The 26,548-nt window shown below is 73.0% G+C and carries 28 protein-coding genes and 1 pseudogene; 22 read left to right on the top strand and 7 right to left on the bottom strand.

All coding sequences use genetic code 11. From position 1 onward, the window contains the following. Positions 1 to 364: 364 nt before the first annotated feature. The 12 genes from AB0Q99_RS29210 (at position 365) to AB0Q99_RS29155 (ending at position 11,554) form a co-directional block, all read left to right on the top strand. Positions 365 to 1,576: an aminotransferase class I/II-fold pyridoxal phosphate-dependent enzyme gene (locus tag AB0Q99_RS29210; protein WP_363576569.1), complete on the top strand. Its 1,212-nt coding sequence runs from the start codon at positions 365 to 367 to the stop codon at positions 1,574 to 1,576. A gap of 37 nt (positions 1,577 to 1,613) precedes the next feature. Then, the gene (locus AB0Q99_RS29205) at positions 1,614 to 2,849 is read left to right on the top strand and encodes a beta-ketoacyl-[acyl-carrier-protein] synthase family protein (protein ID WP_363576568.1); all 1,236 of its coding nucleotides are present in this window, start codon (positions 1,614 to 1,616) and stop codon (positions 2,847 to 2,849) included. Continuing rightward, positions 2,846 to 3,673 carry a MaoC family dehydratase gene (locus AB0Q99_RS29200; RefSeq protein ID WP_363576567.1) on the top strand — a complete coding sequence of 276 codons (828 nt, stop codon included), beginning with the start codon at positions 2,846 to 2,848 and terminating at the stop codon, positions 3,671 to 3,673. The genes AB0Q99_RS29205 and AB0Q99_RS29200 overlap by 4 nt, the downstream gene beginning before the upstream one ends. A gap of 5 nt (positions 3,674 to 3,678) precedes the next feature. Next, positions 3,679 to 5,223, top strand: coding sequence for an AMP-binding protein (locus AB0Q99_RS29195; protein WP_363576566.1), 1,545 nt, complete (start codon positions 3,679 to 3,681; stop codon positions 5,221 to 5,223). A 95-nt stretch (positions 5,224 to 5,318) separates the two neighbouring features. After that, positions 5,319 to 5,588 (top strand): phosphopantetheine-binding protein, encoded by a 270-nt coding sequence (locus AB0Q99_RS29190; protein WP_363576565.1) that lies wholly within the window; start codon positions 5,319 to 5,321, stop codon positions 5,586 to 5,588. 3 nt (positions 5,589 to 5,591) lie between these two features. Beyond that, the gene (locus AB0Q99_RS29185; protein WP_363576564.1) at positions 5,592 to 6,623 is read left to right on the top strand and encodes a hypothetical protein; all 1,032 of its coding nucleotides are present in this window, start codon (positions 5,592 to 5,594) and stop codon (positions 6,621 to 6,623) included. Beyond that, entirely contained in the window at positions 6,616 to 7,539 is a 924-nt protein-coding gene (gene trpA / locus AB0Q99_RS29180; RefSeq protein ID WP_363576563.1) for a tryptophan synthase subunit alpha, read from the top strand. Before AB0Q99_RS29185 ends, trpA begins: the two co-directional genes overlap by 8 nt. After that, on the top strand, positions 7,533 to 7,907 hold the full coding sequence (locus tag AB0Q99_RS29175) for an ectoine synthase (protein WP_363576562.1): 375 nt from the start codon (positions 7,533 to 7,535) through the stop codon (positions 7,905 to 7,907). The genes trpA and AB0Q99_RS29175 overlap by 7 nt, the downstream gene beginning before the upstream one ends. Before the next feature lie 161 nt (positions 7,908 to 8,068). Beyond that, a complete protein-coding gene (locus tag AB0Q99_RS29170) occupies positions 8,069 to 9,214 on the top strand; it encodes an acyl-CoA dehydrogenase family protein (RefSeq protein ID WP_363576561.1) in 1,146 nt (381 codons plus the stop codon). Continuing rightward, on the top strand, positions 9,211 to 9,933 hold the full coding sequence (locus AB0Q99_RS29165) for an N-(5'-phosphoribosyl)anthranilate isomerase (protein WP_363576560.1): 723 nt from the start codon (positions 9,211 to 9,213) through the stop codon (positions 9,931 to 9,933). The genes AB0Q99_RS29170 and AB0Q99_RS29165 overlap by 4 nt, the downstream gene beginning before the upstream one ends. Then, positions 9,930 to 10,646: an indole-3-glycerol-phosphate synthase gene (locus AB0Q99_RS29160; RefSeq protein ID WP_363576559.1), complete on the top strand. Its 717-nt coding sequence runs from the start codon at positions 9,930 to 9,932 to the stop codon at positions 10,644 to 10,646. The genes AB0Q99_RS29165 and AB0Q99_RS29160 overlap by 4 nt, the downstream gene beginning before the upstream one ends. Beyond that, positions 10,643 to 11,554, top strand: a complete 912-nt coding sequence (locus tag AB0Q99_RS29155; RefSeq protein ID WP_363576558.1) for an alpha/beta fold hydrolase — start codon at positions 10,643 to 10,645, stop codon at positions 11,552 to 11,554. Before AB0Q99_RS29160 ends, AB0Q99_RS29155 begins: the two co-directional genes overlap by 4 nt. 516 nt (positions 11,555 to 12,070) lie before the next feature. Here the strand turns inward: AB0Q99_RS29155 and AB0Q99_RS29150 are convergent. Further along, entirely contained in the window at positions 12,071 to 12,250 is a 180-nt protein-coding gene (locus AB0Q99_RS29150) for a hypothetical protein (protein ID WP_363576584.1), read from the bottom strand. A 537-nt stretch (positions 12,251 to 12,787) separates the two neighbouring features. Between AB0Q99_RS29150 and AB0Q99_RS29145 the strand changes: the two genes are divergently transcribed. From AB0Q99_RS29145 to AB0Q99_RS29125, 5 genes are all read left to right on the top strand, one after another. Further along, positions 12,788 to 13,507: a hypothetical protein gene (locus tag AB0Q99_RS29145; protein WP_363576557.1), complete on the top strand. Its 720-nt coding sequence runs from the start codon at positions 12,788 to 12,790 to the stop codon at positions 13,505 to 13,507. After that, on the top strand, positions 13,408 to 13,749 hold the full coding sequence (locus AB0Q99_RS29140; protein ID WP_363576556.1) for a hypothetical protein: 342 nt from the start codon (positions 13,408 to 13,410) through the stop codon (positions 13,747 to 13,749). Before AB0Q99_RS29145 ends, AB0Q99_RS29140 begins: the two co-directional genes overlap by 100 nt. Before the next feature lie 92 nt (positions 13,750 to 13,841). Further along, a complete protein-coding gene (locus tag AB0Q99_RS29135; protein ID WP_363576555.1) occupies positions 13,842 to 14,321 on the top strand; it encodes a MarR family transcriptional regulator in 480 nt (159 codons plus the stop codon). Beyond that, a complete protein-coding gene (locus AB0Q99_RS29130) occupies positions 14,318 to 15,241 on the top strand; it encodes an ATP-binding cassette domain-containing protein (RefSeq protein WP_363576554.1) in 924 nt (307 codons plus the stop codon). The genes AB0Q99_RS29135 and AB0Q99_RS29130 overlap by 4 nt, the downstream gene beginning before the upstream one ends. Beyond that, positions 15,201 to 16,118: an ABC transporter permease gene (locus tag AB0Q99_RS29125; RefSeq protein ID WP_363576553.1), complete on the top strand. Its 918-nt coding sequence runs from the start codon at positions 15,201 to 15,203 to the stop codon at positions 16,116 to 16,118. The genes AB0Q99_RS29130 and AB0Q99_RS29125 overlap by 41 nt, the downstream gene beginning before the upstream one ends. Before the next feature lie 185 nt (positions 16,119 to 16,303). Here AB0Q99_RS29125 and AB0Q99_RS29120 read toward each other — a convergent pair whose 3' ends face one another. From AB0Q99_RS29120 to AB0Q99_RS29110, 3 genes are all read right to left on the bottom strand, one after another. Beyond that, entirely contained in the window at positions 16,304 to 16,609 is a 306-nt protein-coding gene (locus tag AB0Q99_RS29120; protein ID WP_363576552.1) for a DUF6087 family protein, read from the bottom strand. 316 nt (positions 16,610 to 16,925) lie between these two features. Next, the gene (locus AB0Q99_RS29115; RefSeq protein ID WP_363576551.1) at positions 16,926 to 17,786 is read right to left on the bottom strand and encodes a cupin domain-containing protein; all 861 of its coding nucleotides are present in this window, start codon (positions 17,784 to 17,786) and stop codon (positions 16,926 to 16,928) included. Between the two features lie 86 nt (positions 17,787 to 17,872). Continuing rightward, positions 17,873 to 18,112 carry a hypothetical protein gene (locus AB0Q99_RS29110; RefSeq protein WP_363576550.1) on the bottom strand — a complete coding sequence of 80 codons (240 nt, stop codon included), beginning with the start codon at positions 18,110 to 18,112 and terminating at the stop codon, positions 17,873 to 17,875. Between the two features lie 766 nt (positions 18,113 to 18,878). Between AB0Q99_RS29110 and AB0Q99_RS29105 the strand changes: the two genes are divergently transcribed. The 4 genes and pseudogenes from AB0Q99_RS29105 (at position 18,879) to AB0Q99_RS29090 (ending at position 21,697) form a co-directional block, all read left to right on the top strand. Beyond that, positions 18,879 to 19,703: a helix-turn-helix transcriptional regulator gene (locus AB0Q99_RS29105; protein WP_363576549.1), complete on the top strand. Its 825-nt coding sequence runs from the start codon at positions 18,879 to 18,881 to the stop codon at positions 19,701 to 19,703. After that, on the top strand, positions 19,700 to 19,909 hold the full coding sequence (locus AB0Q99_RS29100) for a DUF397 domain-containing protein (protein ID WP_363576548.1): 210 nt from the start codon (positions 19,700 to 19,702) through the stop codon (positions 19,907 to 19,909). Before AB0Q99_RS29105 ends, AB0Q99_RS29100 begins: the two co-directional genes overlap by 4 nt. Positions 19,910 to 20,268: 359 nt before the next feature. Further along, positions 20,269 to 20,514 (top strand): annotated as a pseudogene (locus AB0Q99_RS29095) (ABC transporter permease); the annotation flags it as partial. Between the two features lie 220 nt (positions 20,515 to 20,734). After that, complete coding sequence (locus AB0Q99_RS29090) at positions 20,735 to 21,697, top strand: phosphatidylinositol-specific phospholipase C (RefSeq protein ID WP_363576547.1); 963 nt, start codon at positions 20,735 to 20,737, stop codon at positions 21,695 to 21,697. A gap of 69 nt (positions 21,698 to 21,766) precedes the next feature. Here AB0Q99_RS29090 and AB0Q99_RS29085 read toward each other — a convergent pair whose 3' ends face one another. Genes AB0Q99_RS29085 through AB0Q99_RS29075 form a run of 3 tightly spaced genes read right to left on the bottom strand, consistent with a single transcriptional unit; the run spans position 21,767 to position 24,683 of the window. Then, positions 21,767 to 22,444, bottom strand: coding sequence for a DUF6875 domain-containing protein (locus AB0Q99_RS29085; protein WP_363576546.1), 678 nt, complete (start codon positions 22,442 to 22,444; stop codon positions 21,767 to 21,769). Beyond that, positions 22,441 to 23,121 carry a hypothetical protein gene (locus AB0Q99_RS29080; RefSeq protein WP_363576545.1) on the bottom strand — a complete coding sequence of 227 codons (681 nt, stop codon included), beginning with the start codon at positions 23,119 to 23,121 and terminating at the stop codon, positions 22,441 to 22,443. Before AB0Q99_RS29080 ends, AB0Q99_RS29085 begins: the two co-directional genes overlap by 4 nt. Further along, complete coding sequence (locus tag AB0Q99_RS29075; protein ID WP_363576544.1) at positions 23,118 to 24,683, bottom strand: aminotransferase class V-fold PLP-dependent enzyme; 1,566 nt, start codon at positions 24,681 to 24,683, stop codon at positions 23,118 to 23,120. Before AB0Q99_RS29075 ends, AB0Q99_RS29080 begins: the two co-directional genes overlap by 4 nt. Positions 24,684 to 25,018: 335 nt before the next feature. On the opposite strand from AB0Q99_RS29075, the gene AB0Q99_RS29070 reads away from it, so the two are divergent. After that, entirely contained in the window at positions 25,019 to 26,530 is a 1,512-nt protein-coding gene (locus AB0Q99_RS29070) for a multicopper oxidase domain-containing protein (RefSeq protein ID WP_363576543.1), read from the top strand. The last annotated feature ends 18 nt before the right edge of the window (positions 26,531 to 26,548 follow it).

Below are 26,548 nucleotides of genomic sequence, written 5' to 3'. Positions count from 1 at the left end.
CTATTGCGGACGCCTTGCGCATCCTGCCGTAGAAATGTAGCCATCCTTGAGCACCCCGCGTGAAGGCTTCGAGAAACACCCCCCGGAACCGCCCCGCACCGCCCCGCCGCCATCCTGCACCGGCACCCTACCGGAATACCGCCGGAATCCTGCCGGAGGAAAACCGGAGGAAAACCGGACGGAAACCCGGAACAAGCCGGACGGAAAACCGGCGGAATCCGGACGGAAGCCGGAAACCGGCCGGGCCGCCCCAAGGACCGCCGCCCCGCCAACACCGCACCACCCGCACCACCCGGGAACCCCGCCAACACCGCCCCGCCCCGTGAAGCCCTGGAAACCGTGAAGCCGTGAAGGAGAAACGCCCGTGAACGCCACCGGAGCATGGGACCGCCTGGAGCCGAAGCTCGCCGCAACGAACGCCCGCGTGGCCGCACTGGAGTCCGACCCCTCCCGGCGCAACAGCTTCGTCGCCTACACCATGGAACGCGACAGCGCCTACTGCGACCTCGACGGCGAGCGCCTGCTCATGATGTCCGGCTACAGCTACCTCGGCCTCGCCGGCGACGAACGCGTCGTCGCCGCCGCCAAAGCCGCCGTCGACGTCTACGGCACCGGCAACCACGGCGTCCGCGCCCTGGCCGGCACCATCCCCCTGCACGAGGAACTCGAAGCCGAGGTCGCCGCGTTCGCCCGCCGCGACCGCGCCATGGTCTTCGGCTCCGGCTACGCCGCCAACGTCGGCACCGTCGGCGCCCTCGTCGGCCAGGGCGACACCGTCCTGATCGACAAGTACGACCACGCCTCCATCGTCGACGGCTGCCGCCTGTCCGGAGCCACCGTCACCCGCTTCCGCCACAACGACGTCGACCACCTGGAACGCCGCCTCAAGGCCGCCTCCCCCACCGGCGTGCGCCTGGTCATCGTCGACAGCGTCTACTCCATGGACGGCGACATCGCCCCGCTGCCCGAACTGCGCGAGGTCTGCGACCGCTACGACGCCCTCCTCATGGTCGACGAGGCCCACGCCCTGGGCGTCATCGGCGCCACCGGCGGCGGCATCGAGGAACACTTCGACCACAAGATCCGCGTCGACGTCAAACTCGGCACCCTCTCCAAGGCCATCCCCTCCATGGGCGGCTGGGTCGCCGGCAGCCACGACCTCATCGGCCACCTGCGCTACGCCGCCCGCCCCTTCCTCTTCTCCGCCGCCCTGGGCCCCGCCCAGACCGGCGCCGCCCTGGAGTCCCTGCGCATCCTGCGCCGCGAACCCGAACGCGTCACCCACACCCAGACCCAGGCCCAGCGCCTGCGCGAGCGCCTGAACGACGCCGGCATCTCCACCATGGACTCCACCACCGCCGTCCTGCCCGTCATCGCCGGCAGCGACGACGCCGCCTACGACTACGCCACCGCCTGCCGCAAGGCCGGCGTCATCGGCCTGCCCGTCGTCACCCCCGCCGTGCCCAACGACCTGGCCCGCCTGCGCATCGCGGTCACCGCCCGCCACACCGCCGCCGACATCGACTTCGCCGCCGACGCGTTCCTGACCGCCGCCGCCCAGACCGGCCTGATCTGAGACCGGCCCACCCCCGGCCCGGAGAGGAGAGGAAGCCATGGCCCCGCACACCCGCCCGCCCATCGCCGTCACCGGCCTCGGCGTGGTCAGCCCCGCCGGCCACACCGTCCAGGAGTTCTGGCACACCGTCGCCTCCGGGCACTCCACCGCCACCACCCTGACCGACCCCGCCCTCGCCCGCCACCGGGTCCGCCTGGGCTGCCCCGTGGCACCCCTGCCCGCCGACGGCCCCGTCCCCGCCAAGGACGCCCGCCGCCTCGACCCGTTCGCCCACTACGGCACCCTCGCCGCCCTCGCCGCCCACCGCGACGCCGGCAGCCCCGACCCCGAGGCCGGACGCAGCGCCATCGTCGTCGGCAACGCGGTCGGCGGCCGCACCACCAGCGACCGCGAATCGGCCCTGTACACCGAACACGGCCCGCTGCGCGTCTCCCCGCTGATGCCCCTGGTCACCATGCCCAACGCCGCCGCCTCCCAGATCGCGATGCGCCTGCGGTGGAGCGGACCCGCCCTCACCATCGCCACCACCTGCGCCTCCAGCGCCGACGCCATCGGCCACGCCGCCCTGCTGCTGGAGACCGGACGCGCCGACGTCGTCATCGCCGGCGGCTGCGAGGCCACCCTCACCCCCGTCACCCTCGCCGCGTTCGGCAACCTCGGCGCGCACTCCCTGCGCAACGACGACCCCGCCCACGCCTCACGCCCCTTCGACACCGACCGCGACGGCTTCGTCATGGGCGAAGGCGCAGGCTTCCTCGTCCTCGAACGCCTGGACGACGCCCGCGCCCGCCACGCCACCCCCTACGCGCTGCTCGCCGGATACGGCTCCAGCTCGGACGCCTACCACCTGTCCAACCCGCGCCCCGACGGCGCCGGCGCCGTCGCCGCGATGCGCGCCGCCCTCACCGACGCCGGCCTCACCCCCGCCGACATCGCCCACGTCAACGCCCACGGCACCTCCACCGTGCACAACGACCGCGCCGAAGCCGCCGCCCTGGCCGCCGTCTTCGGCCCCCACGGCGTCCCGGTCACCTCCACCAAGGGCGCCATCGGCCACCTGATCGGCGCCGCCGGAGCCGTCGAGCTGATCGCCGCCATCGAGGCCATGAACACCCGCACCGTCCCTCCCACCGCCAACCACGAGAAGACCGAAGAGGGCCTGGACCTCGACGTCGTCCACACCACCGCCCGCCCCATCGCGAGCGGCGCGGCACTGTCCAACTCGTTCGGCTTCGGCGGCCACAACTCGACCCTGGTGGTGACCCCGCTATGACCACGACCTCCCCCTCCCTCCAGCGCACCCGGCTGACCGTCACCGAGGCCGACCTCGCCGCCTACCGCGCCGCCGCCCGCACCGGCCTCGCCCCCGCCACCGGGCACGCCGCCGGCCCCGCACACCCCTTCGTCGCCGCCCACGCCCTCGCCCAGCACACCGTCACCGCCCTGACCACCGGCGACGACGGCTTCACCGGCGTGGTCCACCTCGCCCAGGAGATCCACACCCACACCCCCCTGCGCCCCGGCGACCTCGACCTCACCGTCGAGGTCACCGCCGCCCGCCGCGAGGCCCGCGGCACCCGCCTGGCCCTCACCACCCGCCTCACCACCACCACCGCCACCCCCGTCGCCGACCTGCACACCTCCGCCCTCCTGGTCGGCGCCACCCGCACCGAACCGCACGGCACCCTCACCCCCGCCGCCCACCCCGGCACCACCCCCGACACCGACCCGCTCACCCTCACCCACACCCTCACCGCCGCCGACACCACCGCCTACGCCCACGCCTCCGGCGACCTCAACCCGATCCACCTCGACGACGACGCCGCCCGCGCGGCCGGCTTCCCCGGCACCATCGCCCACGGCATGCACCTGCTCGCCCTGGCCGCCGAGGAGATCACCGACCGCTTCGCCGACGGCGACCCCACCCGCGTCCACGCCCTCGGCGCCCGCTTCGCCGCCCCCACCCGCCCCGGCACCGAGCTGCGCCTGACCCTGCACAGCCACGACGCGGGCACGGTGGTGCGCTTCACCGTCGCCACCGACGCGGGCACCGCCGTCAAGGCCGGCTGGGCGCGGATCACCCCGGCGGGGGAGTGAAAGCGATGACCGCCACCCCCGCCACCCCCGCGCACGCCGCAGCCGCCCCGGCCGCCCGGGCCGAGGACGCCGCCACCCCCGCCGCCCCGGCGCCGCTGCCGCTGCCCGACGCGTTCACCGCCCACGCCCGCACCCGCCCGCACGCCCCCGCCCTGCTGTGGCACGAACGCACCGTCAGCTACGGCGAACTCGCCGCCCTCGCCGAGACCGAACGCGAGCGCCTGGCCGCCCTGGACCTGGCACCGGGGGAGCCGGTGGGCCTGCTCGCCGTCAAGTCGCCCGAGGCCATCGCCCTGGTCCTGGCCTGCCTGATGGAGCGCCGCCCCTTCCTGCTGCCCTCCCCGCAGCTCGCCCCGGCCCTGCTGGCCGCCCTGTTCGCCCAGGCCGGAGCCCGCCGCGTGCTCGCCCCCCGCGGCCAGGACACCCCCGCGCTGCCCGCCCTCGCCGAGCCCGCCCCCCTCCCGACGCTGGCGGCCGGCACCTCCTTCATGCTCACCACCTCCGGCTCCACCGACCTGCCCAAGATCGTCCCGCTCGCGCAGAGCGCCGTCGACCGCTTCACCGCCTGGGCCCACGACACCTTCGACCTCGGCCCCGGACGCACCGTCGCCAACTACGCGCCGCTGAACTTCGACCTCGCCCTGCTCGACGTGTGGTCCACCCTCGCCGCCGGCGGCACCTGCCTGCTCATCGACCCCGCCCACGCGCTCAACGCCCGCCACCTGCTCGCCCAGCTCACCCGCCACCGCCCGCACGTCCTGCAGGCCGTCCCGCTCGCCTACGCCCTGCTCGTCCAGGCCGCCGGCACCACCGTGCTGGACAGCGTCGAACACGCCGCGTTCACCGGCGACGCCATCGACGCCCGCACCCTGGCCGCGCTGCCCGCCCTGCTGCCCGCCGCCGCCCTCTACAACATCTACGGCTGCACCGAGACCAACGACAGCTTCCTGCACCGCCTGGACCGCCTGGACGCCGCCGCCGCGCTGCCCGTGCCCATCGGCCGGCCCCTGCCCGGCGTGCGCACCCTCATCGCCACCCCCGAGGGCGCCCCCGTCCACGGCCCGGGCAGCGGCGAACTCTACGTCTCCACCCCCTTCCAGGCCGCCGGCTACCTCGACCGCTCCCGCGACACGGGCCGCTTCACCACCCAGCCCGACGGCGCCGGCCCCGGACGGCGCTGGTTCCGCACCGGCGACCTCGTCACCCGCGACGAACACGGCCGCGTCCACCTCACCGGCCGCTCCGACTTCCAGGTCAAGGTCCGCGGCGTCGCCGTCAACACCGCCGAGATCGAACGCGTCCTGCTCGCCCACCCCGAGGTCCGCGAAGCCGCCGTCGCCGCCGCGAGCGACCCGCTGACCGGCAAACGCCTGCACGCCGCCGTCCAGCGCGCCCCCGGCTCCGCCCTCAACACCCTCACCCTGCGCGAACACCTGGCCCGCAACCTGCCCCGCGCCGCCGTCCCCGAGAAACTCGCCATCCACGACGAGCCCCTCGCCAAGACCGCCACCGGCAAGGTCGACCGCAAAGCCGTCCTGCCCGCCCCCTGACCCCCCGGGCCACCCCCGCCGAACCCCCCCCGCCGAACCCTCCCCGAACCTTCTATCCCGTACCGATCGCCCACTCACGCAAGGGAGTTGCCGCCATGAGCAACATCACCCAGATCAAGCGCTTCCTCATCGAGGAGTTCCTGCCCGACGTCACCCCCGAGCAGCTCGCCGACGACCACGACCTGCTCTCCGACGGCGTCATCGACAGCCTCGGCGTCCTCAAGCTCATCGCCTGGGTCGAGGACCACTTCTCCCTGCCCGTCGACGACACCGACCTGGACCCCAACAACTTCCGCTCCGTCGCCGCCATCGACGCCTTCATCACCGAGCGCCGCGCCGCGGCCGCCGCCACGGTCGGCGGCTGACCCATGCACCCGGCCCTCACCGCACTCCTCGCCGGCCGCCCGGTCCCCCTGGACGCCTGGCGCTCGTGGTGGGACCAGCTGGAACACCGCACCCTGGGCCCGGCCCGCGACAGCGACCGGGCCCAGGCGGCGGCCCTGCTGGCCAGCCTCACCACCCGCCTGCCCGAACCGGCCACCCTCGCCGCCCTCACCACCTCCCTCACCGAACGCGCCCCCGACCCCGGCCCCGCGCACCCCCACAGCGTCAACATCGTCGGCACCGGCGGCGGACCCGCCACCTTCAACCTCTCCACCGCCGCCGCCCTGACCGCCGCCGCCATCGGCATCCCCGTCGTCAAGACCGGCTCCCGCGCCTACACCAGCACCGCCGGCTCCGTCGACCTCCTCGAACGCCTCGGCATCACCCTCACCTCCGGCCACGGCGCCACCGCCGACCACCTCGCCCGCCACGGCATCGCCTTCGCCGGCCCCCACGTCTACCCCCCGGCCCTCACCCGCCTGGCCCGCGTCCTCTACCCGCTCACCCTCAAACCCTTCGGCGCCTTCCTCAACACCCTCGGCCCGCTGCTGGCCACCGTCCCCGTCACCGCCCAGCTCACCGGCACCTCCGCCACCGCCCCCCTGGACACCCTGCGCCACCTCGCCGCCCGGGTGGACGGACGCACCGTGTGGCTGGCCCACAACGACGCCGGCGCCGACGAACTCCTGCCCTTCGCCGACAACACCCTCCACACCCCCGACGGCGCGATCCACCTGCCCGCCGGCGCGATCGCCCCCGCCACCGGAAGCCTCGCCGACCTCGCCCCCCACCCCGACGACCTCACCGGCCACTTCCTGCGCACCCTCGCCGGCCAGGGCGGGCCCACCGCCACCCACACCATCGCGCTCAACGCCGCCGCCCTCGCCCTCGCCAGCGGCCGCCACACCCGCTGGGCCACCGCCTACACCACCGCCCTGGACGCCCTCGCCGACGGCGCCCCCCGCTCCCTCGCCGAACGCCTCGGCGCCCGCCCCCGGGAGGCAGCCGGTGTCTGACCCCCTCTTCCCCGCGGCCGGAGCCGGACTCGCGCTCTTCCTCAACGCCGGCGACCCCGCCGGGCGCCTGAGCGACCTCGCCCACCTCCTCGACACCCAGGGCGTGGACGTCCTCGAACTCGCCGTCCCCTTCCCCAACTCACCCACCGACGGCCCCCTCATCCGCCGCTCCGCCGCCCGCGCCCTCGACGCCGGCACCACCCTGGACACCGTCCTGGCCGAACTCGCCGACCTCACCCCGCGCCTGCACCACCTCAAGGTCGTCCTGCTCGCCGACTGGAGCCACAGCCTGCGCCACCGCGACCCCGCCACCACCGCGCGGGCCATCGCCGACGCCGGAGCCCGCGCCCTGCTCGTCCACGCCCTGCCCCCCCGCGTACGCCCCGCCTGGCAGCAGGCCCTGCGCGACGAAGGCCTCCCGCAGGTCACCACCTGCTACCCCACCTCCACCCCCGAGGTCCTCACCGCCGCCGCCCACGGCGCCACCGGTGCCTACGTCTACCTCGTCGCCCACTACGGCCGCTCCGGCACCACCCCCACCGCCGGCCACCGCGCCCTCGCCGACACCGTCACCGCCCTGCGCACGGCCGCCCCCGCGACCCCCGTCGCCGTCGGCTTCGGCGTGAAGACCGCCGCCGACCTGGCCGCCGTCGCCGACAGCGGCGCCGACGCCGCGATCGTCGGCTCCGCCGCCGTCGCCCGCCTCGACCACGCCCGCACCGAAGGCCTCGACCCCGTCGAGGAGTTGCGCGCCTTCCTCACCGACCTCCGCCCCACCCGTCCCCCGCACCCGGACGCACCCGGCGGACGCACCACCACCAGCACCACCGGCACCACCGGCACCACCGGCACCACCGGCACCACCACCCTCACCCCCACCAGCACCACCACCCGAGAGGAACACCCCGCATGCTGATCCGCGACATCGCCGACGTGAAGACCGTCGAGTGGGGCAACGGCCTGTCCCGCCGCTTCCTGGTGGCCGACGACGGCCTCGGCTACAGCCTCACCGACACCATCGTCAACGCCGGCACCAAGTCCCGCCTGGAGTACCGCAACCACCTCGAGGCCTGCTACTGCATCGCCGGCTCCGGCGAGGTCATCGACATGGACGGCACCTCCCACCCCATCACCCCCGGCCGCCTCTACGCCCTCGACCAGCACGACGCCCACTACCTGGTCGCCAGCCCCGACGAGGACCTGCGCCTGGTCTGCGTCTTCTCCCCGGCCCTGCGCGGCGACGAGGTCCACCAGCTCGACGCGCACTCCTCCTCCGCCTACTAGGAGCCCCCCGCGGGCGGCCCCTGCGGCTCCCGGGAACCCCCACGGCTCCCGCGGCTCCCAGGCGAGACCTTCTGTACAGACGAGCGCCGGCGCCACGACGACGCCGGCCTGCCACCCCGGGCCCCCTCGACCGGCGGGCCCGGGAGGAAGGCGGCAACACCGTGATCCGCTGGAACGCCGACCAGACCGCCCTGCGCGAAGGACTGGCCCGCTACGGCGACGACCTGAGCGCCGGCCACATCGAAGGCGACGAACAGGCCGCCTTCTCCCACGACAAGTGGCGCCTGATCCAGAAGACCGGCATCCTCTCCCTGCCCTTCGAAGAACGCTACGGCGGCCTCGGCCAGTCCCTGCTCACCACCATGTACGTCCTCGAAGGCCTCGGACAGCACTGCCGCGACGGCGGCCTCAGCTTCTCCGTCACCACCTCCCTCGCCTCCACCGGCGTCCCCCTGCAGGCCTTCGGCTCACCCGCCCTCAAAGAGGCCTACCTGCCCCGCATCGCCTCCGGCGACGCCATCGGCGCCCACGCCATCACCGAGTCCGAGAGCGGCTCCGACGCCATGCAGATGCGCACCCGCGCCGTGCGCGACGGCGACGACTTCATCCTCACCGGCGCCAAGACCTTCGTCTCCAACGGCCCCGTCGCCGACGTCATCGTCGTCTACGCCCGCACCCACCCCCAAGGCGGCGCCCTCGGCGTCACCGCCTTCCTCGTCGACGCCGACACACCCGGCCTGACCTGCGGAAACCCCATCAAGAAGATGGGCCTGCGCACCTCCCCGCTGTCCGAACTCTTCCTCGACGGCGTCCGCGTGCCCAAGGAACGCGTCCTGGGCCGCGTCGGCGGCGGCTTCATGGTCCTCGACCACGTCATGAAACGCGAGATCCTCTACTCCTTCATCGTCAACACCGGCGAGATGCAGCACCGCCTGGACCGCTGCCTGGACTACGCCCGCACCCGCATGTCCTTCGGCAAACCCATCGGCTCCTACCAGTCCGTCGCCAACAAGATCGTCGACACCAAGATCCGCCTCGAGACCGCCCGCAAGTGGCTCTACGACACCGCCCAGCGCCTCGAAGCCGGCGACAACGTCACCATCGACATGGCCATCGCCAAACTCCTCACCAGCGAATCCAACCTCGCCACCTCCCTGGCCGCCGTCCAGGTCTTCGGCGGCAACGGCTACATGTCCGAATACGGACTGGAGAAGGACGTGCGCAACGCCGTCGCCGGCACCATCTACTCCGGCAGCAACGAGATCCAGTACAACCGCATCGCCGCCATGCTCGGACTGGGCAAATGACCGCCCCCGCCCTCGCCCCCGCCCGCGTCCTGCGCCCCGGCCACCTCAAGGTCTGCGGCGCCCGCACCCGCGCCGACCTCACCCTGCTCGCCGACACCGGCCCCACCCTGGTCGGCCTGTGGCACGGCGTCCCCGACGGCCCCGCCGAACTCGAAGCCGACCACCTCGCCGACCTCGCCGCCACCGCCATCCGCCTGGGCCTGGAACCCGTCCTCGTCACCTTCCTCGACGACGCCGACCAACTCGCCCGCCTCGCCCGCGCCACCGGCATCCGCTGGATCCAGCTCCACGCCTACCAGAGCCCCGCCCTCGTCGCCGACCTGCGCACCCGCCTGCCCTACGCCGTCCTCGTCAAAGTCCTCCACATCTCCCGCGGACGCTGCCTCGAACGCGCCTTCACCGGCGCCTTCGAACGCGCCGGCTGCGACCTGTTCCTCCTGGACACCGTCACCGACGACGGCCGCGTCGGCTCCACCGGCCAGGCCCTGGACCCCGACCACGTCCACGCCCTGCTCCCGCGCCTGACCATCCCCTTCCTCCTCGCCGGCGGCCTCAACACCGCCAACCGCGCCGCCTACCGCACCGTCACCGACCACCCCCTCTACGCCGGCGCCGACATCGACACCGCCGCCCGCGACCGCACCGGCCGCTTCACCCACGACGCCGTCACCGCCCTCACCCGCGCCTGGCACCCCCGCCCGCAGGAGGCCGCCCTGTGAGCGCCCCCACCCCACCCACCGCCTTCACCGACGCCCTGCTGCGCGCCGACCGCCCCCTGGTCATGGAAGTCAAACTCCGCGACCCCCACGGCGCCGACCTCCTCGGCGAACGCACCGTCACCGACCTCGTCACCCGCTACGAACAGGCCGGCGCCCCCTGCCTGTCCGTCGTCACCGGCCGCTGGTTCGGCGGCACCACCCGCCTGCTGCGCGAGGTCACCGCCGCCACCACCCTGCCCGTCCTGCAGAAGGACTTCCTCACCCGCCCCGCCCAGCTCGAAGCCGCCCACGCCATGGGCGCCTCCGCCGTCCTGCTCACCGCCGCCCTCCTGCCCGCCACCTCCCTGCACCGCCTCGTCACCCACGCCCTCGGCCTCGGCCTCACCCCCTTCGTCGAGATCACCGACGAACGCGAACTCGACACCCTGCCCCACCCCGAGAGCTGCGTCATCGCCGTCAACAACAAGGACATCCGCACCCGCGAACGCGACCCCGGCGACCTGCAGCGCAGCCTGCGCCTGCTGCCCGCCGTCCGCGCCACCGGCTGCCCCGCCCCCGTCTCCGCCTCCGCCATCACCGACCCCGCCGCCGCCGCCCGCCTCCTGGACGCCGGCTACGCCGGACTCCTCGTCGGCACCGCCCTCATGCGCACCGGCGACATCGACACCTGGCTCACCACCCTGGACACCGCCCGCACGGGAGTCGCCGCATGAAAGCCGCCCCGCCGCGCACCCGCACCCGCTCCCTGGTCCTGGACGCCGACGGCGTGCCGATGTCCGCCCTGGTCGCCGAACCCGAACACGGCGAACCCAAGGCCGTCATCCTCGCCATCCACGGCCGCGGCATGCGCGCCGCCTACTTCGCCGGCCCCGCCCACCCCGACACCAGCCTGCTCACCCTCGCCGCCGACCTCGGCTACACCGTCCTGGCCATCGACCGCCCCGGCCACGGCGCCTCCACCCACCGCCTGCCCCAGGGCCGCCTCATCGCCGACCAGGCCGCCACCCTGCACGCCGCCCTCACCGACTACGCCCGCGCCCACCCCGTCGGCGCCGGCGTCCAGCTCCTCGCCCACTCCTTCGGCGGCAAGATCGCCCTCCACCTCGCCGCCCACTGGCCCGACGACGCCCGCCTGCCCCTGCTCGGCGCCGACATCAACGGCCTCGCCCAGCACTACGCCCCCGACGCCTGGGACCGCCCCGACGACCTCGCCGGCGGCGGCCGCCTCAACTGGGGCCCCCTCACCCTCTACCCGCCCGGCACCTTCCACGCCGCCCGGGCCCTGCTCACCCCCGTCCCCGCCCTCGAAGCCCGCGAACTCGCCACCTGGCCCGCCCGCTACGCGGCCCTGGCGGCCCGCGTGCGCGTGCCGGTGCGCCTGACCATCGCCGAACACGAGCACTGGTGGCGCCTGGACCCGGCCTCACGCGCCGCGCTGACCGCCGCGTTCCCCGACGGCCTGGCCCACCTGGTCACCGCCCACGGCGCCGGCCACAACCTCTCCCTCGGCCACGCCGCCCGCCCCTACCACCTGCGCGCCCTCGCCTTCGCCGACGACTGCCGCACCAGAGCCGCCCAGGCACCCGCAGCCCCGGCAGCCCCGGCCCTGGCCACCGTCTGACCCACCGGCCGGCCCCGGCCCCGCGGGCCGGCCCCGCGCAGGGCCCGCCGGATCCGCCGGACCCGCTGCCGTCCGGCCCCGCCCGGGCCCCACGGCCCCGCCGCCCCGCGCCCCGGGGCGGCGGGGCCGTTCCACCGCCGGGGACCGGTCAGCGGGAGTGGCCGAACCCGCCCGACGGGGCCCGTTGCGCTCACCGCTGCCGCACCGCACGGTCCTCTGCCGCGCGACGTTGGCGGTTCGCCCGTTCCTTCGCGGCTTCCTTGCGGTCGGCCGACGCATGCGGGGGCTCCACGACGTAGTTGCAGTTTCCGCAGACGTACCCACCCTCAGGGCCGTAGTGGATCTCCGTGCCGCATTCGGCGCAGTGCATGCCGGACACGCCTGCGTCCCTGGTCGTGACGACCCGTGATTCGGACGTCTGCGGCGGGGGGACCACGTACCAGCACGAGCCGCAGACATAGCCCCCTTCGGGGCCCAGATCGACATGCTGCCTGCACTTGCCGCAACGTGGAGAGTTCACTTCTGCCTCACGATGGCCGGGACGAAGGGGACGGGCAGCGGGCCCGACGGCACCGCCTTGCCGATGACGGCGCCGCACTGTCCGCAGGCGAGCTGCCCGCCCTGATCCTGCATCAGCGATCCACAGTTCGGGCAATTCATGGTGATCTCCTCCTGCTCGCCGTCCTCGGCTCTCACGGTGCCGCCCGCCGCCTTTCCCGAGCAGTGCAACCGGAGTGCCCTCCCGTGGCGGAGCGAAGCCGGAACCGCGCCGCACGATCAAGGTGTACGCCTTTGCGTCATTCTCCGCTACGCCGACCGGTTGCCACCCGGCCCTCGTCAGGTCCGGGCACAGCTCCTCGTCCCTGCCCGCCGTCCCCCAGAGGCCAGTTGGCCGACTCCTTCCGGCGGTGAGAGCCGGCCGAGCACGGCAACAGGGCCTGCTCGCTCCCACGCCTGTCCGCCATCGCCGCCGTCGGCCTCACCCCCGCCGACCGCCACCTGGAACGCCTCAACCTGCTCTTCGACGGCGGCACCGTCCGCGACGGCACCCGCCTTGCCGTCCCACCCCGGCAGCGCGGCGGCCTGCTCCGGTCCCGCCCGAACCCCTGCGCTGCGCCGGTCACGGACGCAACCCGTCTGGACCGTGCACGGGTTGCGTCAATGCCGGCCGGATGGACGCGGACTCCCGGTTGGCCTCTCGCCGACACAGTGATCAGAACACGGGGGTGTTCCATGGCCGGCTTCACGGTCAGCCCGGAGTTCCTCGCCAAGCTCTGCCAGGACCTCAAGGGCTGCGGCGACGAACTCGACCAGGGATTGCGGGCGTTGAAGGGGGCGAGCCGCGCCGGGCTGGGCTACGACTTCCGGGAGGACGCCGGCAGGCACTTGCGGGACACGTGGGACTACGGGCTCGGCACGGTCCGCGAATCCGTCACGGTGCTCGTCGAAGGACTGGAGAGGATCCAGCGGGAGCTACGACGGCACCGAGCAGAGCATCATCAAGGCCATGACCCCGCAGGCCGCCTGATGGCCGACCGGCAGTCCGCCGCCTGGCACGACCTGATCCTGCGTTCGGGCGAGAACGTGAGCGCCGTGGTGCTGTTCGAGAAGGTGGAGAATACCGGCCGCGGCTCCAAGACGTGGTCGTACACCCTTGTCCCGAGGAGCCCGGCCGTGGACCCGCCAGGCGGGGACCTCGAACAGGACTCCCACCGCTTCAAGCCCGGGGACGTCATCACCGTGCGGGTGGACCCGGCCGGGCGGGCCGCGCCCAAGCTCCCCGGCGAGGCTGATTCCCCCGCCGCGTTCCTGGGCTTCCTCGGCCTCAACGCGGCGATCGACGCCGTCGTGCTGTGGGCGACCCGCAAGCCCCGACCACCGCGCCGCCCGGCCCGGCCCGCCGGCGCCTCGCCGAGCGGGGCAAGCGCGCCCGGGAGCGGTTCGGCCGCCTGACCGGGTGGCCGTTCGCCGTGGCCGCGGCGGCGCTCTCGGCAGCCTGGCTGGGTCTGTTCCAGCTCACCCGGTCCGACCTCATGCTGACGATCATGGCCGGGGTCGCCTACTTCTTCGTGATGTCGGGCTTCTTCGGCATGTTCGACGACGACAAGGCCAGGAACGCGTTCCGCACCCGGGCCCTCCCGCTGACCGTCCTCGCCACCGTCGCCCTCGGCGCCCTCCTCCTGACGGCCGCCTGACGGGCACCTGACACCCGCTCCCGCCCGCACGCCCCCGCCCGCACGCCGCGCGCCCTCGACGGATAGCTCTCACTGAGAGCTAAAATGAGGGCATGACCGCGACGCAGCCCGAGGCGCTCGATGCCGCGCCGGCCGACGAGTTCTCCACCCTCCTCGCCGGGATCCAGCGCCTGGTCCGCCGCCGTCTTCGGCAGACGGCGCACGAGCCGCGGCTGCGCGGCGCGCAGGTCGAACTGCTGCGCCTGGTGACGGACAGCCCCGGCCTGCGGGTCTCGGCGGCCGCCGAGGAGCTGTGCCTGGCCGGGAACTCGGTGTCCACCCTGGTCAACCAGCTCGTCGCGCTGGGGCTGCTGCGCCGGGAGACGGACCCCGCCGACCGCAGGGCCGCGCTGCTGTACGTCACGGACGCGGCTGTGGAGCGGATCGAGGCCTGGCGACGGCGCCGGCGCGCGCTGATGGAGGAGGTCGTCGCGGGCCTGCCCGCCGACCAGCGCGAGGCCCTCGCGCACGCGCTGCCCGCACTGCGGCTGGTCGCCGAGGGCCTGCGCACCCTGCCCGAGGAGGGACGATGAGCGAAGCCGAAGCCGCGGCCGAGGCCGAAGCCCCAGCCGAGGCCGTCGTCCCGGCCGGGGCCGGGGCCGCAGCCGCGCCCGAGGCCGTGGTGTGCCGGGGCCTGGAGTACACCTTCCGCCACGGGCGGCGCGGCAAGGCCCACGAGACGCGGGCCGTGGACGGCATCGACCTGACCGTGCGCACCGGCGAGGTGTTCGGCCTGCTGGGCCCCAACGGCGCGGGCAAGACCACCACGATCCGCGCGATCACCACCCTGCTGCCGGTGGGCGCCGGCATGGTGCGCGTCTTCGGCCACGACGCGGCCCGCCGCCCCATGGAGGTGCGGCGCCTGCTGGGCTACGTGCCGCAGCAGCTGTCCGCCGACGCCGGGCTGACCGGACGCGAGAACGTGGCCCTGTTCGCCCGGGTCTTCGACGTCTGCCGCGCCGAGCGGGCCGAGCGCGTCGCCCAGGCGCTGGCGGCCGTCGGCCTCACCGACGCCGCCGACCGGATGGCCGCCACCTACTCCGGCGGCATGGTGCGCCGCCTCGAACTCGCCCAGGCCCTGGTCAGCGCCCCGCGCCTGCTGGTCCTGGACGAGCCGACCATCGGCCTGGACCCGATCGCCCGCACCGGCGTGTGGGAACGGGTGGACGCGGTACGCAGGGCCACCGGCATGACGGTGCTGGTCACCACCCACTACATGGACGAGGCCGACCAGCACTGCGACCGCGTCGCCCTGATGGACCGCGGCCGCATCCGCGCGCTGGGCACCCCCGGCGAGCTCAAGGACCGGGTGGGCCGCGACGGCCCGCCCGGCACCCGGCCCACCCTGGACGACGTGTTCCGCCACTTCGCCGGCCGTGACCTGGCCGACGCCACGGAAGGAGACTTCGGTGATGTCCGCCGTACCCGCCGCACCGCAGGCCGCGTCGGCTGAACCCCCACCGAACGGCCCCGGAAGCGGCCCCGCGACCGGCCCCGGAGACGGCCCCGCCACCGGCCCCGGCCCCGACCTGGGCCTGTTGCTGGTGCCCCCGCGCGCCCGCACCGGCTGGCGCGTGGTGCCGGCCCGGGTGACGGCGATGTGCGCCGTCGAACTGCAGAAACTGCGCCACGACCGCACCGAGCTGTACACCCGCGCGGTCCAGCCGGCCCTGTGGCTGCTGATCTTCGGGCAGACCTTCACCCGCCTCAAGGCGATCCCCACCGGCGGCATCCCCTACCTGGACTACCTCGCGCCCGGCATCATCGCGCAGTCCGCTATGTTCATCGCGATCTTCTACGGCATCATGATCATCTGGGAGCGGGACTCCGGCGTCCTCACCAAACTGCTGGTCACCCCCACCCCACGCGCCGCACTGGTCACCGGCAAGGCCTTCGCCGCCGGCGTCAAGGCCGTCCTGCAGGCCGTCGTCGTGGTGCTGATCGCCGCCGTCCTCGGGGTCGCCATGACCTGGAACCCGCTGCGCCTGCTGGGGGTGGCGGCGGCGGTGGTGCTCGGCTCGGCGTTCTTCTCCTGCCTGTCGATGGCGATCGCCGGGATCGTGCTGACCCGCGACCGCCTGATGGGCATCGGCCAGGCGATCACGATGCCGCTGTTCTTCGCCTCCAACGCGCTCTACCCGGTGGCCCTGATGCCGGGCTGGCTGCAGGCCGTCAGCAAGGCCAACCCGCTCAGCTACCAGGTCGACGCGCTGCGCGGCCTGCTCATCGGCACCCCCGCCCACCTGCCCCTGGACTTCGCCGTCCTCGCCTTCGCCGCCCTGCTCGGCATCGGCGCCGCCTCCGCCCTGCTGGGCCGCCTGGCCCGGTAGGGCGCGCCGCGGTGTACTCCGCCTCGGCGACTTCGGCGTCGGAGACCAGTTCCCCGGTGTCCGGGTCCGGGTAAGGGCTCATCGATCGTTCCGGCTGACGAGAGACCGCTTCCAGGCGCGGAACAGGCCCCGCCTACCACATGTGTGCATCCGGCAAGCGGGGCATCGGTCGTGGACTGCCGTTCTCAGCTCTTGCGGTGTCGCCCGCTACCTTTCCGTAGCAGCGCGACGGGAGTGTCTTCCTGTGGCGGAGCGAAGCCGGATCCGCGCCGCACGATCAAGCTGTACGCCTCCGAGTAGTTCTCGGCCACACCGATCGGTTGCCACTCGGCCCCGTCCCATTCGACCACCAGGCGGAGCGCGTCCTGGAAGAGAAGGCCGCTCCGGGCCTCCGGGTCGATGATCAAGGCATCCCGTGTGCCCGCCGGCCGGTACCGGTTGCTCCGAGTGGTGTACCAGTCGGACAGGGATTCATCGTCGGGTTCGAGCACAGCCCCTCACCTCTCGCTCACGGCCCCTGAAAGGTTAGTGGCCAACGCCGTCCGGAGGTAATGGCCAGCCGAGCAAGGCGAACGGGGCCCGTGCCCGGAGGGCCCTCGCGTACTCGTCCCCGTCGAACTCGGTGAACTCCGTGATCGGGTCGTCCGCCGCGTGCAGCATCGCGAGCGCGCAGGACAGGCAGAAGTCCTGTTCCGTCTCATGGTCACGCAGGTTTGCGTAGCTCCGACACTCGACTCGCTGACACATCCTCCGGTGCCTGCCGCTGCCAGCCCGATCAGCGCTCATGCCGAGAGTGCTCCCGTTTCCCTACGTCGGCTCCCCGTGGAAGATGGACATCCGCTGTGCGGATCGGAGCCGCATCACAAGTTGCTCCAACGGTTGCTCAGTTGCCCACCGAAGCAGCGTCGAACGTAGGTGTTCGGCGAGGTCTTCGAAGTTCCGGCCAGCGAGGTCCGGAGGCAACGCGGCACGGAGTTCAGCTGACTCCCCGCCGGCTTCCAGCAGCTTTCCCAGGGCCCAGTGCTCGGTGAGGAGCTGCACGCCGAATGTGATGTGGAGGCTGTGGTGCTCCGGGCCGGTCTGGCCGGCGTGGACCCAGCCCCGGGGGATGAAGAGCACCTGTCCTGCCGTGAGGTTGAACTCGTAGTCAGGAACGGATGTTGCGAGGTGTTCCTTGTCCTCCGAGCTGAATCCGATCTTGGACCAGTGGTGACTTTCCAGCGGGTCTGTGAATGTGGGCCGGAAGATCCTCCACAGCTTCACGCCCTCGGTTTGGGCGATGAAGACGTGGTGGCAGTCCCAGTGCCAGCCGAACCCCTGAGCCCCGGCCGGCGTGAGGTAGAGGTTCCCGGTGATCGGGTGGCCGAGGATGTCTGCCAGTTCCTTGCAGAGGGTCACGACCGGAGGGTAACTGCGGTGCAATCCATTGCAGACGAGGGTGTCCGTGGGGTGGTCGGCGCAGGCCCGTTCGGCAGTCAGGGCCCCGTTCCGGACCATCCCGAAGCTGAAGGGCCGGATGTCCGGGTCGGTCAGCAGTTCGCGGGCCGCCTGCCTGGTGGCAAGCTGTTGCAGGTCCGCTGCGTCACGCTCGTACACCGTGGGCACCGCGGGCCACGAGGCCCGGAAGGTGTCCGGGTCGGTGACCAGCCTTGAGAGTGCGGTCTGCATGGTGGTGCTCCTTTCTCGTAGGGTGGAGAAGAGGCGACCGCCCCACCTGAATTGGGGCGGTCGCCTCTCTCTCGCTGGGTGGTGTGTCAGGCGCCGATCAGGTGGTCGTACTGTCCGGCGGCGAATGCGGCCTTGAGCTTCCGCAGCTCACCGGGGGTCCCGGTGATCACGGCGTTCTCGTTGCTGATGTTGGCGATGGCCACCAGGCCGCCGCCGGCGTCCGCGATGGCGAAGCACTGGACCTGGTCGTCCAGCTGGCTCTGCATCGCCACCGACCAGGCCAGGCCGGGGTGCGACGCCGGGTCGAACTCCACGGGCGTGCTCATGTGATCCTCCTTGTTCTCGGGTGCGGCGTGGTGCCACATCCTGTGATGGTGTTGCGACCCGTCCCGGCCGTCCTTCCCGAGGCCGGCCGGGACGGGGGTCTGTGGTGGCCGTCAGAACGCACGTCGGGTGTGGAGCCTCGAATCTTGACTTCCGTAGCTGGCCCCGGCCGCCACCAGGGCCCACCGCTCACAGCAGAAGCACCGACCGAGCTTCCACGCCTTCCTGGGTGGCAGCGGGTACGTCTGACGTACGGTCACGCATTGCCCCTGTGCTTCGGCTTCCTGCTCCGGCCGCACACCTGAACGCGAGCGTCCTCCGGGTGCGCCTGCCGACATTCGAGCGGCAAGAGAAACCCGAACCTCCCGCATTCGCAGGTCCATCCGACCGTTCCGGCCGGATCCGGCGGGTCGGGCGTGATCGGCGCGCCGCACTCACAGTGGTTGGTTTCGAGGTACTCCCGATCGGGAGGCAGCCTCTCGATAGCGCCATGCGGAGTCGTCCACTCGCACCCACCTCCGACCGGCCGCAGGTACGCTCGGCCGGCCTCCGTGCCCATGTACTCGCCGACTGCGCCGTTGTGAGACAAGTCCCTTACTGTCTCGCCGAGTTGAGGCTGATATTGCTTCGGGGAGCCCGTGGCCCTGTCCCCGTGCGGCATGGCCGTTCCTTTCCGTAGTCGCCCCGCTACCGGAACGGCTTCACTGTGGACTACGGTGGGAGTCCGTTCAACCTGTCTCCAGCCAAAGTGCAAGTAGAGGAGGGGACTTGAATCGCAGGAAGCTGGACCCGGCACAGTCCGCAGGTGCCGCGTTCGGGGCACAACTGCGCAGCTCACGCGACGCGGCCAACATGACTCAGGATGAACTTGGCGTCGTGATGGGGTACTCCGGCACGTACATCTCGGCCATTGAAGTCGGGCGCAAGTCTCCCTCTCTCAAGTTCGCCAAGGCGGCCGACAGGGCCCTGGGAACCGGCCAAACACTGGAACTCATGTGGTGGGGCGTGAAGCGCTCGGCTCTGCCGGGGTTCCCGGAACACGCAGCACAGGAGGCGCGCTCGGCCGAGATCCGCGTCTTCGAACCGAGCATCATCCCCGGACTCCTGCAAACCCCCGCCTATGCCGCTGCGCACGCGTCGGCAAGCGTTCGGCGCGGATCGATCACCCAGGCCCAAGCAGACGAGCGACTGATCTTCCTCGCTTCGCGCCAGAAGCTCCACAAGCGAACCAGACCACCGCTCGTGCACGCCGTGATCGACGAAAGCGGAATCCGGCGGCACACAGGTGGCGTCGAGGTCATGCGGGAACAACTCGATCACCTGGTGGCAATGGCTACACGGCCGCACATAGTGCTTCAGGTAGCACCGTTCTCACTTGTCGATCCCTTGCCGTTCAGTGGCTTCATCACTCTCCTCACCTTTGCTGACCGTACAGTCGTCGGCTACACCGAGTCCGCCGACCGGGGATTCGTGGTTCACGACTCAGGCACCGTGACCAGCTGGGAGAGGGCCTACGATCGTCTCCAGGTGGAGGCGCTGTCGACGGCAGCGACTCTGGATCTGATCCGCGAGACGCGAAGGGACCTGACATGACCGACCGTGATCTGTCCAAGGCCGTGTGGTTCAAGTCGAGCCACAGCCAGAACGGCGGTTCGTGTGTTGAAGTAGCACCCAACTATCCCGGCGTCGTTCCTGTGCGGGACAGCAAGGATCCTCAGGGGCCCGCACTGGTCTTTCCCGCTGCGGAGTTCGCGGCGTTCGTCAACGCTGTGCGTGACGGGGAGTTCGGTACCGTCTGATGGCGTGCCTCGAGCGCTCGCCGACAAGGACCCCACCGCATGTTCTGGCGGTGGGGTCCCTCGCTGTCCGTCTCTGGGGCTCTGGCCCGGTGAAGTCACCTGCCGGCGGCTGCCGCGCTGTGGTCGGGGCCGGTGTGGGCAGGCTTGACGCACCTCGCCGCGCCGGGACCCGCGTCGGGCAAGACCGGGGGGCCACTCGGCCACATTGCGGTCGGGCCCGGAAGCCCTGACCGAGTCGCGCCAGCTCACGGCCCCCGGACATGCCCGACCCCAGCCCCGCAAGGACACCGCCCCAAGCCCGCCCCCACCTCGGAGCGCCGGCCCGCCCGGCAGAACGGGCCGAAACAGGTGGTGCAGAGGGCTTGATCCAGGCGATCACGATGCCGCTGTTCTTCGCCTCCAACGCGCTCTACCCGGTGGCCCTGATGCCGGGCTGGCTGCAGGCCGTCAGCAAGGCCAACCCGCTCAGCTACCAGGTCGACGCGCTGCGCGGCCTGCTCATCGGCACCCCCGCCCACCTGCCCCTGGACTTCGCCGTCCTCGCCTTCGCCGCCCTGCTCGGCATCGGCGCCGCCTCCGCCCTGCTGGGCCGCCTGGCCCGGTAGGGCGCGCCGGCAGGAGACCTGCTCGCAGGGGCCCCGCGGAAGAAGCGCCTGCCCGGGTGCCGGTGCAGGGGGCGTGGCCGGAACGCACCGCCGGCCGTCCGTCCGTGCGTGCGTGGGGACGTTCGCAGACGATGAACCGGGCCGTGGCGACGGCCCGTTGCTACGGAGGAGAGGCTCACGCCCGACACCGTCGGGGCCCCGATACCCGGAGGTTTCTTGCATGCCGATCAACCGTAGGACCCTTCTCAGGGGCGCGGCGCTCGCGGCCACCACCGGCGCCCTGGGCATCGCCGGTGCGGGCGCGCCGGCCTCCGCCGCACCGGACCGCCTCGTCCACCGCCCCACCGACAAGTGGATGTCGCTGCTGGGCGACAACGTGAAGCTGTCGCAGCTGACGATCCCCGGAACCCACGAGACCTGCGCGCTCTACGACGGCGGCGCCTTCGGCTTCGCCCAGTGCCAGGAGTGGCGCATCCCCCAGCAGCTCCAGGCCGGGGTGCGCTTCCTCGACATCCGGTGCCGCGTGATGGGCGACGTCTTCACCATCCACCACGACAAGATCTACCAGAACATCAACTTCGGTGACGTGCTGAACCTGTGCACCGACTTCCTGCGGTCGAACCCCCGCGAGACGATCATCATGCGGATCAGGAAGGAGTACACCGAGAACCAGGACTACCGCTTCAGCGAGATCTTCAACTACTACATGGACGGCATGGACGGGAAGGGCAACTACCGGCCGTGGTTCTGGCTCCCCAAGGCCGGTTCGCTGCCCAAGGGACTGCCCACGCTGGGCCAGGTGCGCGGCAAGATCGTGCCCATCATGTCGGACTTCACCTGGGGTGACGGGCGCTACGACCCCCTGCAGTGGGGGGACAGCTCCCGGATCTGGCTGCAGGACGAGTTCAGCGACGGGTCCCACCGCAAGGTCCAGCGGGTCAGGGACGGACTGGACACGGCGTTCTACGGCCAGAACGACGACAAGCTGTACATCCACTTCGCCAGCGCCAACAGCTTCCCGGAGACACCGCACGCGATCGCCCAGGTCGTCAACCCCTCCATCCAGGCCTACCTGACGCCGCGCATCTCCCAGCGCGCGCACTACGGCGTGATCGCGATGGACTTCGTGGACGAGCGCAAGGACCTGCTGCAGATGATCGTCGACTGGAACTTCGGCCTCTGACCCCCGGAAAAGGGGTGCGCGCGCGGAGCCGGGCGCCGGCCGGCTCCGCGCGCGCAGGGGAGGGGTGGGTCAGGCGGCCGACCGCTGGTGGGCGTGGACGCTGGTCACCAGCTGCTCGCGGATCCGGGCCGGCACCTCGGGCGCGAAACGGGCCAGGTAGTGGTTCAGATGGGTCTCGTCCCCGGTGAGGAACGGCAGGTCGAAGACCAGCAGCTTGCGCACCGCCAGCAGCGGCACCGGCGCCCGCAGCGGACGGAACGTCCGGTTCCACAGGCCCGGCTCCTCGCACACCGGATGGAACTGGCCGATCATCAGACCCTGCTCGACGAACTCGTCCTTGGCCTTGCGCTGCGCCTCGTCCAGCGCCGTGGAGTCGGTGTGGTCCAGATCGGGCAGCACCAGCAGCACGGTCAGCAGCTCGCGGTCCGACTCCTCCGCCAGAGCGGCGAGCAACTCGTCGTAGCGGGACCGCAGTTCGCCGACCAGCGCGGGCAGGTCACCGCTGCCGTCGTCACCGTCGGCGACGGCGATGTGGAACAGGCCGCGGCGCAGCGAGGGCTGGGTGTAGGGGCAGACCGGGCCGCTGCGGCCCAGGTCCGGGTGGGCGGTGGTGAGGAACTCGCGGGCCCAGGCGAGGACGGCGACGGCCTCCGGGTGGGCGGCGGCGTGGCCGGCGTCGATGTGCTCGGCGCTGAACACGCGCAGGGCGCCGGTGGCGGACGCGGACGCGGACGCGGACGCGGTCACCGGGGCCCCCGCCAGACCGGGGCCAGGCGGGGGCCGCCGCCGGGCAGGGCGATGACCTCGCCGAAGCGGGTGAAGCCGTGGTTCTCGCACAGCCGGGCGCCGCCGGAGGAACTGGTCTCGGCGTAGGCGGCCTGGCCGGCGGCGTCGACCTCGGCGAGGACGGCGCTCACCAGCGCCTCCGCGGTGCCGGCGGCACGGGCGTCGGGGTGCACGCCGATGAACGCCAGGTAGTAGTGGCGGCGGTGGCGCGGGTGGCGGCGGTGCTGCAGGCGGACGATGGCGGCCAGGCGCTCGGCGGACTCGCCGGACAGGTCGGCGTCGACGGCCTCGGTCAGGGCGCGGACGGCGTCGTCGTCGGCGCCGCCCGGGTCCTCCCAGGTGCCCGGGGGCAGGAACAGCAGCGCGCCCAGCAGCGCGCCGGCGTCGTCGGTGGCGACCGTGACGCCCTGGTGGGCCAGGCACTGGTCGAGCTGGACGCGGAAGAAGGCGGGCATGACCCGGGCACGGTGGTCCGGGTCGGGGAAGGCCCACAGCATCAGCGCGTCGTCGGCGAAGGCCGCGGCGAGCAGCCGGGCCAGGGCGGGCGCCTCGTCGGGACGGGCCCGGCGCAGGGCGGCGCCCGCGGCGGGCCGCGGGGCGGTGCCCGCGTCGGCGGGCAGGGCGGTGGCGGTGGTCAACGGGCACTCTCCTCGGGCGAGCGGACGGACGAGGGGACGTACGGCGGTGCGGACGGTGCCGGCGGTGCGGACGGAGCGGCGTACGGCGGTGCGGGCGGAGCGGAGGGAGCCGGCGGTGCGGCGGGCGAGGGCGCGGCCGGTGCCGGCGGTGCGGCGGGCGAGGGCCCGGGCGTACCGGCGGCGACCGCGTCCGCGGCCAGCGCCGCGACCCGCGCGTGCAGCCGCGGCAGCCACGCCTCGGCCTCCGGCTTGATCAGCACGCTGCGCAGCACCCGCGCCCCGTCCGCGTCGGCCACCACACCCGGGTGACGACGCACGAAGTCCGCGGCGTCCACACGCAGCACGCTCAGGTACACCGGATCCCGCTCGTCCGCCATCCCCGCGCGCAGGACGCGGTCACTGGCGGCGTCGACCGCCGCCAGGGCGCCCGCCCCGCCCGGGGTGGGGAAGTAGGTGACGATGTCGAGCTGCGGCCGCTGGTGCAGCGTCAGCTCCTCACTCGCCTCGATCAGGTCGGCCCACGCCAGCGCGGCCCGCCGGCCCGCCACCAGCCCCGCGCCCAGCCCCTGCACGGTCAGCGGCAGCAACTGCAGGGTCAGCCACAGCGCGGCGGCCGAGGCACCGGCACGCGAGCACTCCAGGCTGATCTCGCCCAGGTGCAGCTCCGCGTCGGTGAAGTAGGTGTACGGGGAGTCGTGGGCGAAATGCCGCCCGATGGCCGGGTCCGCGAACAGCACCGCCCCGCAGCCGTACGGCTGCAGACCGTGCTTGTGCGGATCGACGGTCACCGAGTCGCACCCCGCGATCGCCCGCCACGGCGCCGCGTCGACGCCCAGCTCCGCCGCCGTGGCACCGTCACCCGCCAGCAGCGCGAAGAACCCGCCGTAGGCGGCGTCCACGTGCACCCGCGCCCCGTACCGGCGCGCCAGCGCCAGTACCTCGTGCACCGGGTCCACCGCGCCCAGCCCGGTGGTGCCGCAGGTCACCACGACCGTGCCCACCCGCCCCGCGCGCAGCACCTCCTCCAGCGCGTCCGGATCCATCCGCCCCTGCGCGTCGGCGGCCACCGCGTGGCCCTCGACGCCCAGCACGTGACACATCCGGCTGTGGGTGTAGTGCGCCTGCGCGCTGTACGCCACCCCCTTGCCCGGGTGGCTCTGGCGCGCCACGTACAGCGCCTCCAGGTTGGCGATGGTGCCACTGCTCGTCAGGTGCCCCACGTGCGCGGGCAGACCGAACATCGCAGCCAGCTGCGCCACGCACTCGCGTTCCATGTCGTTGGTGGCCGGACCGCCCTCGTAGGCGTGGTTGTTCGGGTTGAACCGCATCGCCGTCAGGTAGCCCACCAGCGCCGCCGGATGCGGGGGCTTGACCATCTGCCCGGCGTACCGCGGGTGGAAGAACGGGTAGTTGTGCTCCAGGCGCTTGGCGAAACGCTCGAACGCGGCGGCGAAGTCCGCCTCGTCCACCTGGTGCGAGGGGTGCGCGGCGAAGCTCCCGAACCGTTCCCCCCACCGCTCCGCCACCTCGGCCGCCTTCGGCAGCCAGTACCGCAGGTCCACGCTTGGGCCCTTCCCTTCGAGTCCTCCGGGAGCCCACCGGCTCCCGGCTGCCCCGGATCGCGAGCGTTCCTCCAGTGCGTCCCGAGCCACGGTGATGACGCCGCGCAAGGCGCCCGCAACACGCCCAGCTCACCGCCGCCGCACCCCGCACCACCCGCCCGCACGCCCCCGGCACCACCGCCCGCGCCCGCCGCACGCCCCGCTCGCCGGCCCCGCCCGCCCGCCCCAGCCGGACCCCAGCGACACCCAAGGCGGCGCTGCTGCAATCACCCCCGGACAAGGCCGCCCCGCACCCGCTGGGCAGGCGGGGGAGCAGCACGCGGGAGGAACACGCCATGGTGACCAGACGCAGGATGATCGGCGCCGCCCTGGCGACCGGGGGAGGAGTCCTGCTCATGCGCACCACGCTGCGCCCGGCCGCCTCCGTCGCCCCCGCCGCCTCCGTGCAGGACGCCACCGCCGCGCACACCCACCCGACCGGCACCGACGCCCCCGACCCGGGCCCCGACACCGGCCCCGCCCTGGCACCGAAGTTCACCACCGCCCTGCCGGTCCCCCCGGTGCTCAGCCCGGTCTCCACCTCCGGCGGCACCGACACCTACGCCGTCACCATGCTCCGCTCCTTCGCCCGCATCCTGCCCGGGCACCGCACCGAGGTCCTCACCTACAACGGCGCCTTCCCCGGCCCGGTCATCCGCGCCCGCTCCGGACGGCCGGTCATCGTGCGCCAGACCAACCTGCTGGACGACGCCGTCTCGGTCCACCTGCACGGCTCCAGGGTGCCCGCGGACAGCGACGGCGGCCCGATGAACCTGCTGGGCCCCGGCGCCAGCCGCACCTACACCTACCCCAACGACCAGCCCCACGCGAGCCTGTGGTTCCACGACCACGCCCACCACATGGAATCCGAGCACGTCTACCGCGGCATGGCCGGCACCTACCTGCTCACCGACGCCACCGAGGCCGCCCTGCCACTGCCCTCCGGCCGCTACGACCTGCCCATCGCCCTGCGCGACGCCCGCTTCGACGCCTCCGGCAACCTCGTCTACCGCATGGACGACCCCTTCAACCGCACCACCATCCTCGCCAACGGCCGCCCCTGGCCCAAGGCCGAGGTCGCCGCCCGCCGCTACCGGCTGCGCCTGCTCAACTCCTCCAACCTGCGCTTCTTCTCCCTGCGCCTGGCCGACGGCGGCCCGATCACCCAGATCGGCTCCGACGGCGGCCTGCTCGAACGCCCCCACACCACCGACACCATCGACCTGTCACCCGGCGAACGCGCCGACGTCGTCATCGACTTCTCCCGCTACCCGGTCGGCTCCTCCGTGGTCCTCACCAACTCCATGCCGCCGGGCCCCGCCGAACACGTCGGCCAGGTACTGCGCTTCGACATCGTGCGCTCCGCCCACGACCCCAGCAGCGTCCCCGACCGGCTGCGCACCCTGCCCGCCCTCGGCGCGGCGGCGCGCGAGCGCACCGTGGTGCTGAAGGTCGAGCAGGCCCAGGGGGCCGAGCCGCGCGGCCTGATCGACGGCAAGGTGTACGACCCGGCGCGGGTGGACGCGCAGGTGGCCTTCGGCACCTCGGAGATCTGGACGGTCGTCAACGCCAACACCGACGTCCCGCACAACTTCCACCTGCACCTGGTGCAGTTCCGGGTGCTGGAGCGCAACGGCCAGGCGCCCGGCCCCGCGGAGTCGGGGCTCAAGGACACGGTGCGCCTGTTGCCGGGCGAGCGCGTGCGCCTGCAGGCCGTCTTCGACTCCTACCGCGGCCGCTACCCGTACCACTGCCACCTGCTGGACCACTCGGCGATGGGGATGATGGCGCAGATGGAGATCGCCTGACGCCCCCCCGGGGGCCGG

Origin of the sequence: Kitasatospora sp. NPDC086791 (assembly GCF_040685975.1) — a bacterium.
Lineage (GTDB): Bacteria > Actinomycetota > Actinomycetes > Streptomycetales > Streptomycetaceae > Kitasatospora.
This window is presented reverse-complemented; position numbering and strand designations above follow the sequence as displayed.

Excerpts from the sequence above, each read along its gene's own strand:
- AB0Q99_RS29205 (WP_363576568.1), top strand. The coding sequence starts at position 1,614 with ATGGCCCCGCACACCCGCCCGCCCATCGCCGTCACCGGCCTCGGCGTG.
- AB0Q99_RS29200 (WP_363576567.1), top strand. The coding sequence starts at position 2,846 with ATGACCACGACCTCCCCCTCCCTCCAGCGCACCCGGCTGACCGTCACC.
- AB0Q99_RS29195 (WP_363576566.1), top strand. The coding sequence starts at position 3,679 with ATGACCGCCACCCCCGCCACCCCCGCGCACGCCGCAGCCGCCCCGGCC.
- AB0Q99_RS29190 (WP_363576565.1), top strand. The coding sequence starts at position 5,319 with ATGAGCAACATCACCCAGATCAAGCGCTTCCTCATCGAGGAGTTCCTG.
- AB0Q99_RS29185 (WP_363576564.1), top strand. The coding sequence starts at position 5,592 with ATGCACCCGGCCCTCACCGCACTCCTCGCCGGCCGCCCGGTCCCCCTG.
- AB0Q99_RS29175 (WP_363576562.1), top strand. The coding sequence starts at position 7,533 with ATGCTGATCCGCGACATCGCCGACGTGAAGACCGTCGAGTGGGGCAAC.
- AB0Q99_RS29165 (WP_363576560.1), top strand. The coding sequence starts at position 9,211 with ATGACCGCCCCCGCCCTCGCCCCCGCCCGCGTCCTGCGCCCCGGCCAC.
- AB0Q99_RS29155 (WP_363576558.1), top strand. The coding sequence starts at position 10,643 with ATGAAAGCCGCCCCGCCGCGCACCCGCACCCGCTCCCTGGTCCTGGAC.
- AB0Q99_RS29145 (WP_363576557.1), top strand. The coding sequence starts at position 12,788 with ATGGCCGGCTTCACGGTCAGCCCGGAGTTCCTCGCCAAGCTCTGCCAG.
- AB0Q99_RS29135 (WP_363576555.1), top strand. The coding sequence starts at position 13,842 with ATGACCGCGACGCAGCCCGAGGCGCTCGATGCCGCGCCGGCCGACGAG.
- AB0Q99_RS29130 (WP_363576554.1), top strand. The coding sequence starts at position 14,318 with ATGAGCGAAGCCGAAGCCGCGGCCGAGGCCGAAGCCCCAGCCGAGGCC.
- AB0Q99_RS29125 (WP_363576553.1), top strand. The coding sequence starts at position 15,201 with ATGTCCGCCGTACCCGCCGCACCGCAGGCCGCGTCGGCTGAACCCCCA.
- AB0Q99_RS29115 (WP_363576551.1), bottom strand. The coding sequence starts at position 17,786 with ATGCAGACCGCACTCTCAAGGCTGGTCACCGACCCGGACACCTTCCGG.
- AB0Q99_RS29110 (WP_363576550.1), bottom strand. The coding sequence starts at position 18,112 with ATGAGCACGCCCGTGGAGTTCGACCCGGCGTCGCACCCCGGCCTGGCC.
- AB0Q99_RS29100 (WP_363576548.1), top strand. The coding sequence starts at position 19,700 with ATGACCGACCGTGATCTGTCCAAGGCCGTGTGGTTCAAGTCGAGCCAC.
- AB0Q99_RS29090 (WP_363576547.1), top strand. The coding sequence starts at position 20,735 with ATGCCGATCAACCGTAGGACCCTTCTCAGGGGCGCGGCGCTCGCGGCC.
- AB0Q99_RS29070 (WP_363576543.1), top strand. The coding sequence starts at position 25,019 with ATGGTGACCAGACGCAGGATGATCGGCGCCGCCCTGGCGACCGGGGGA.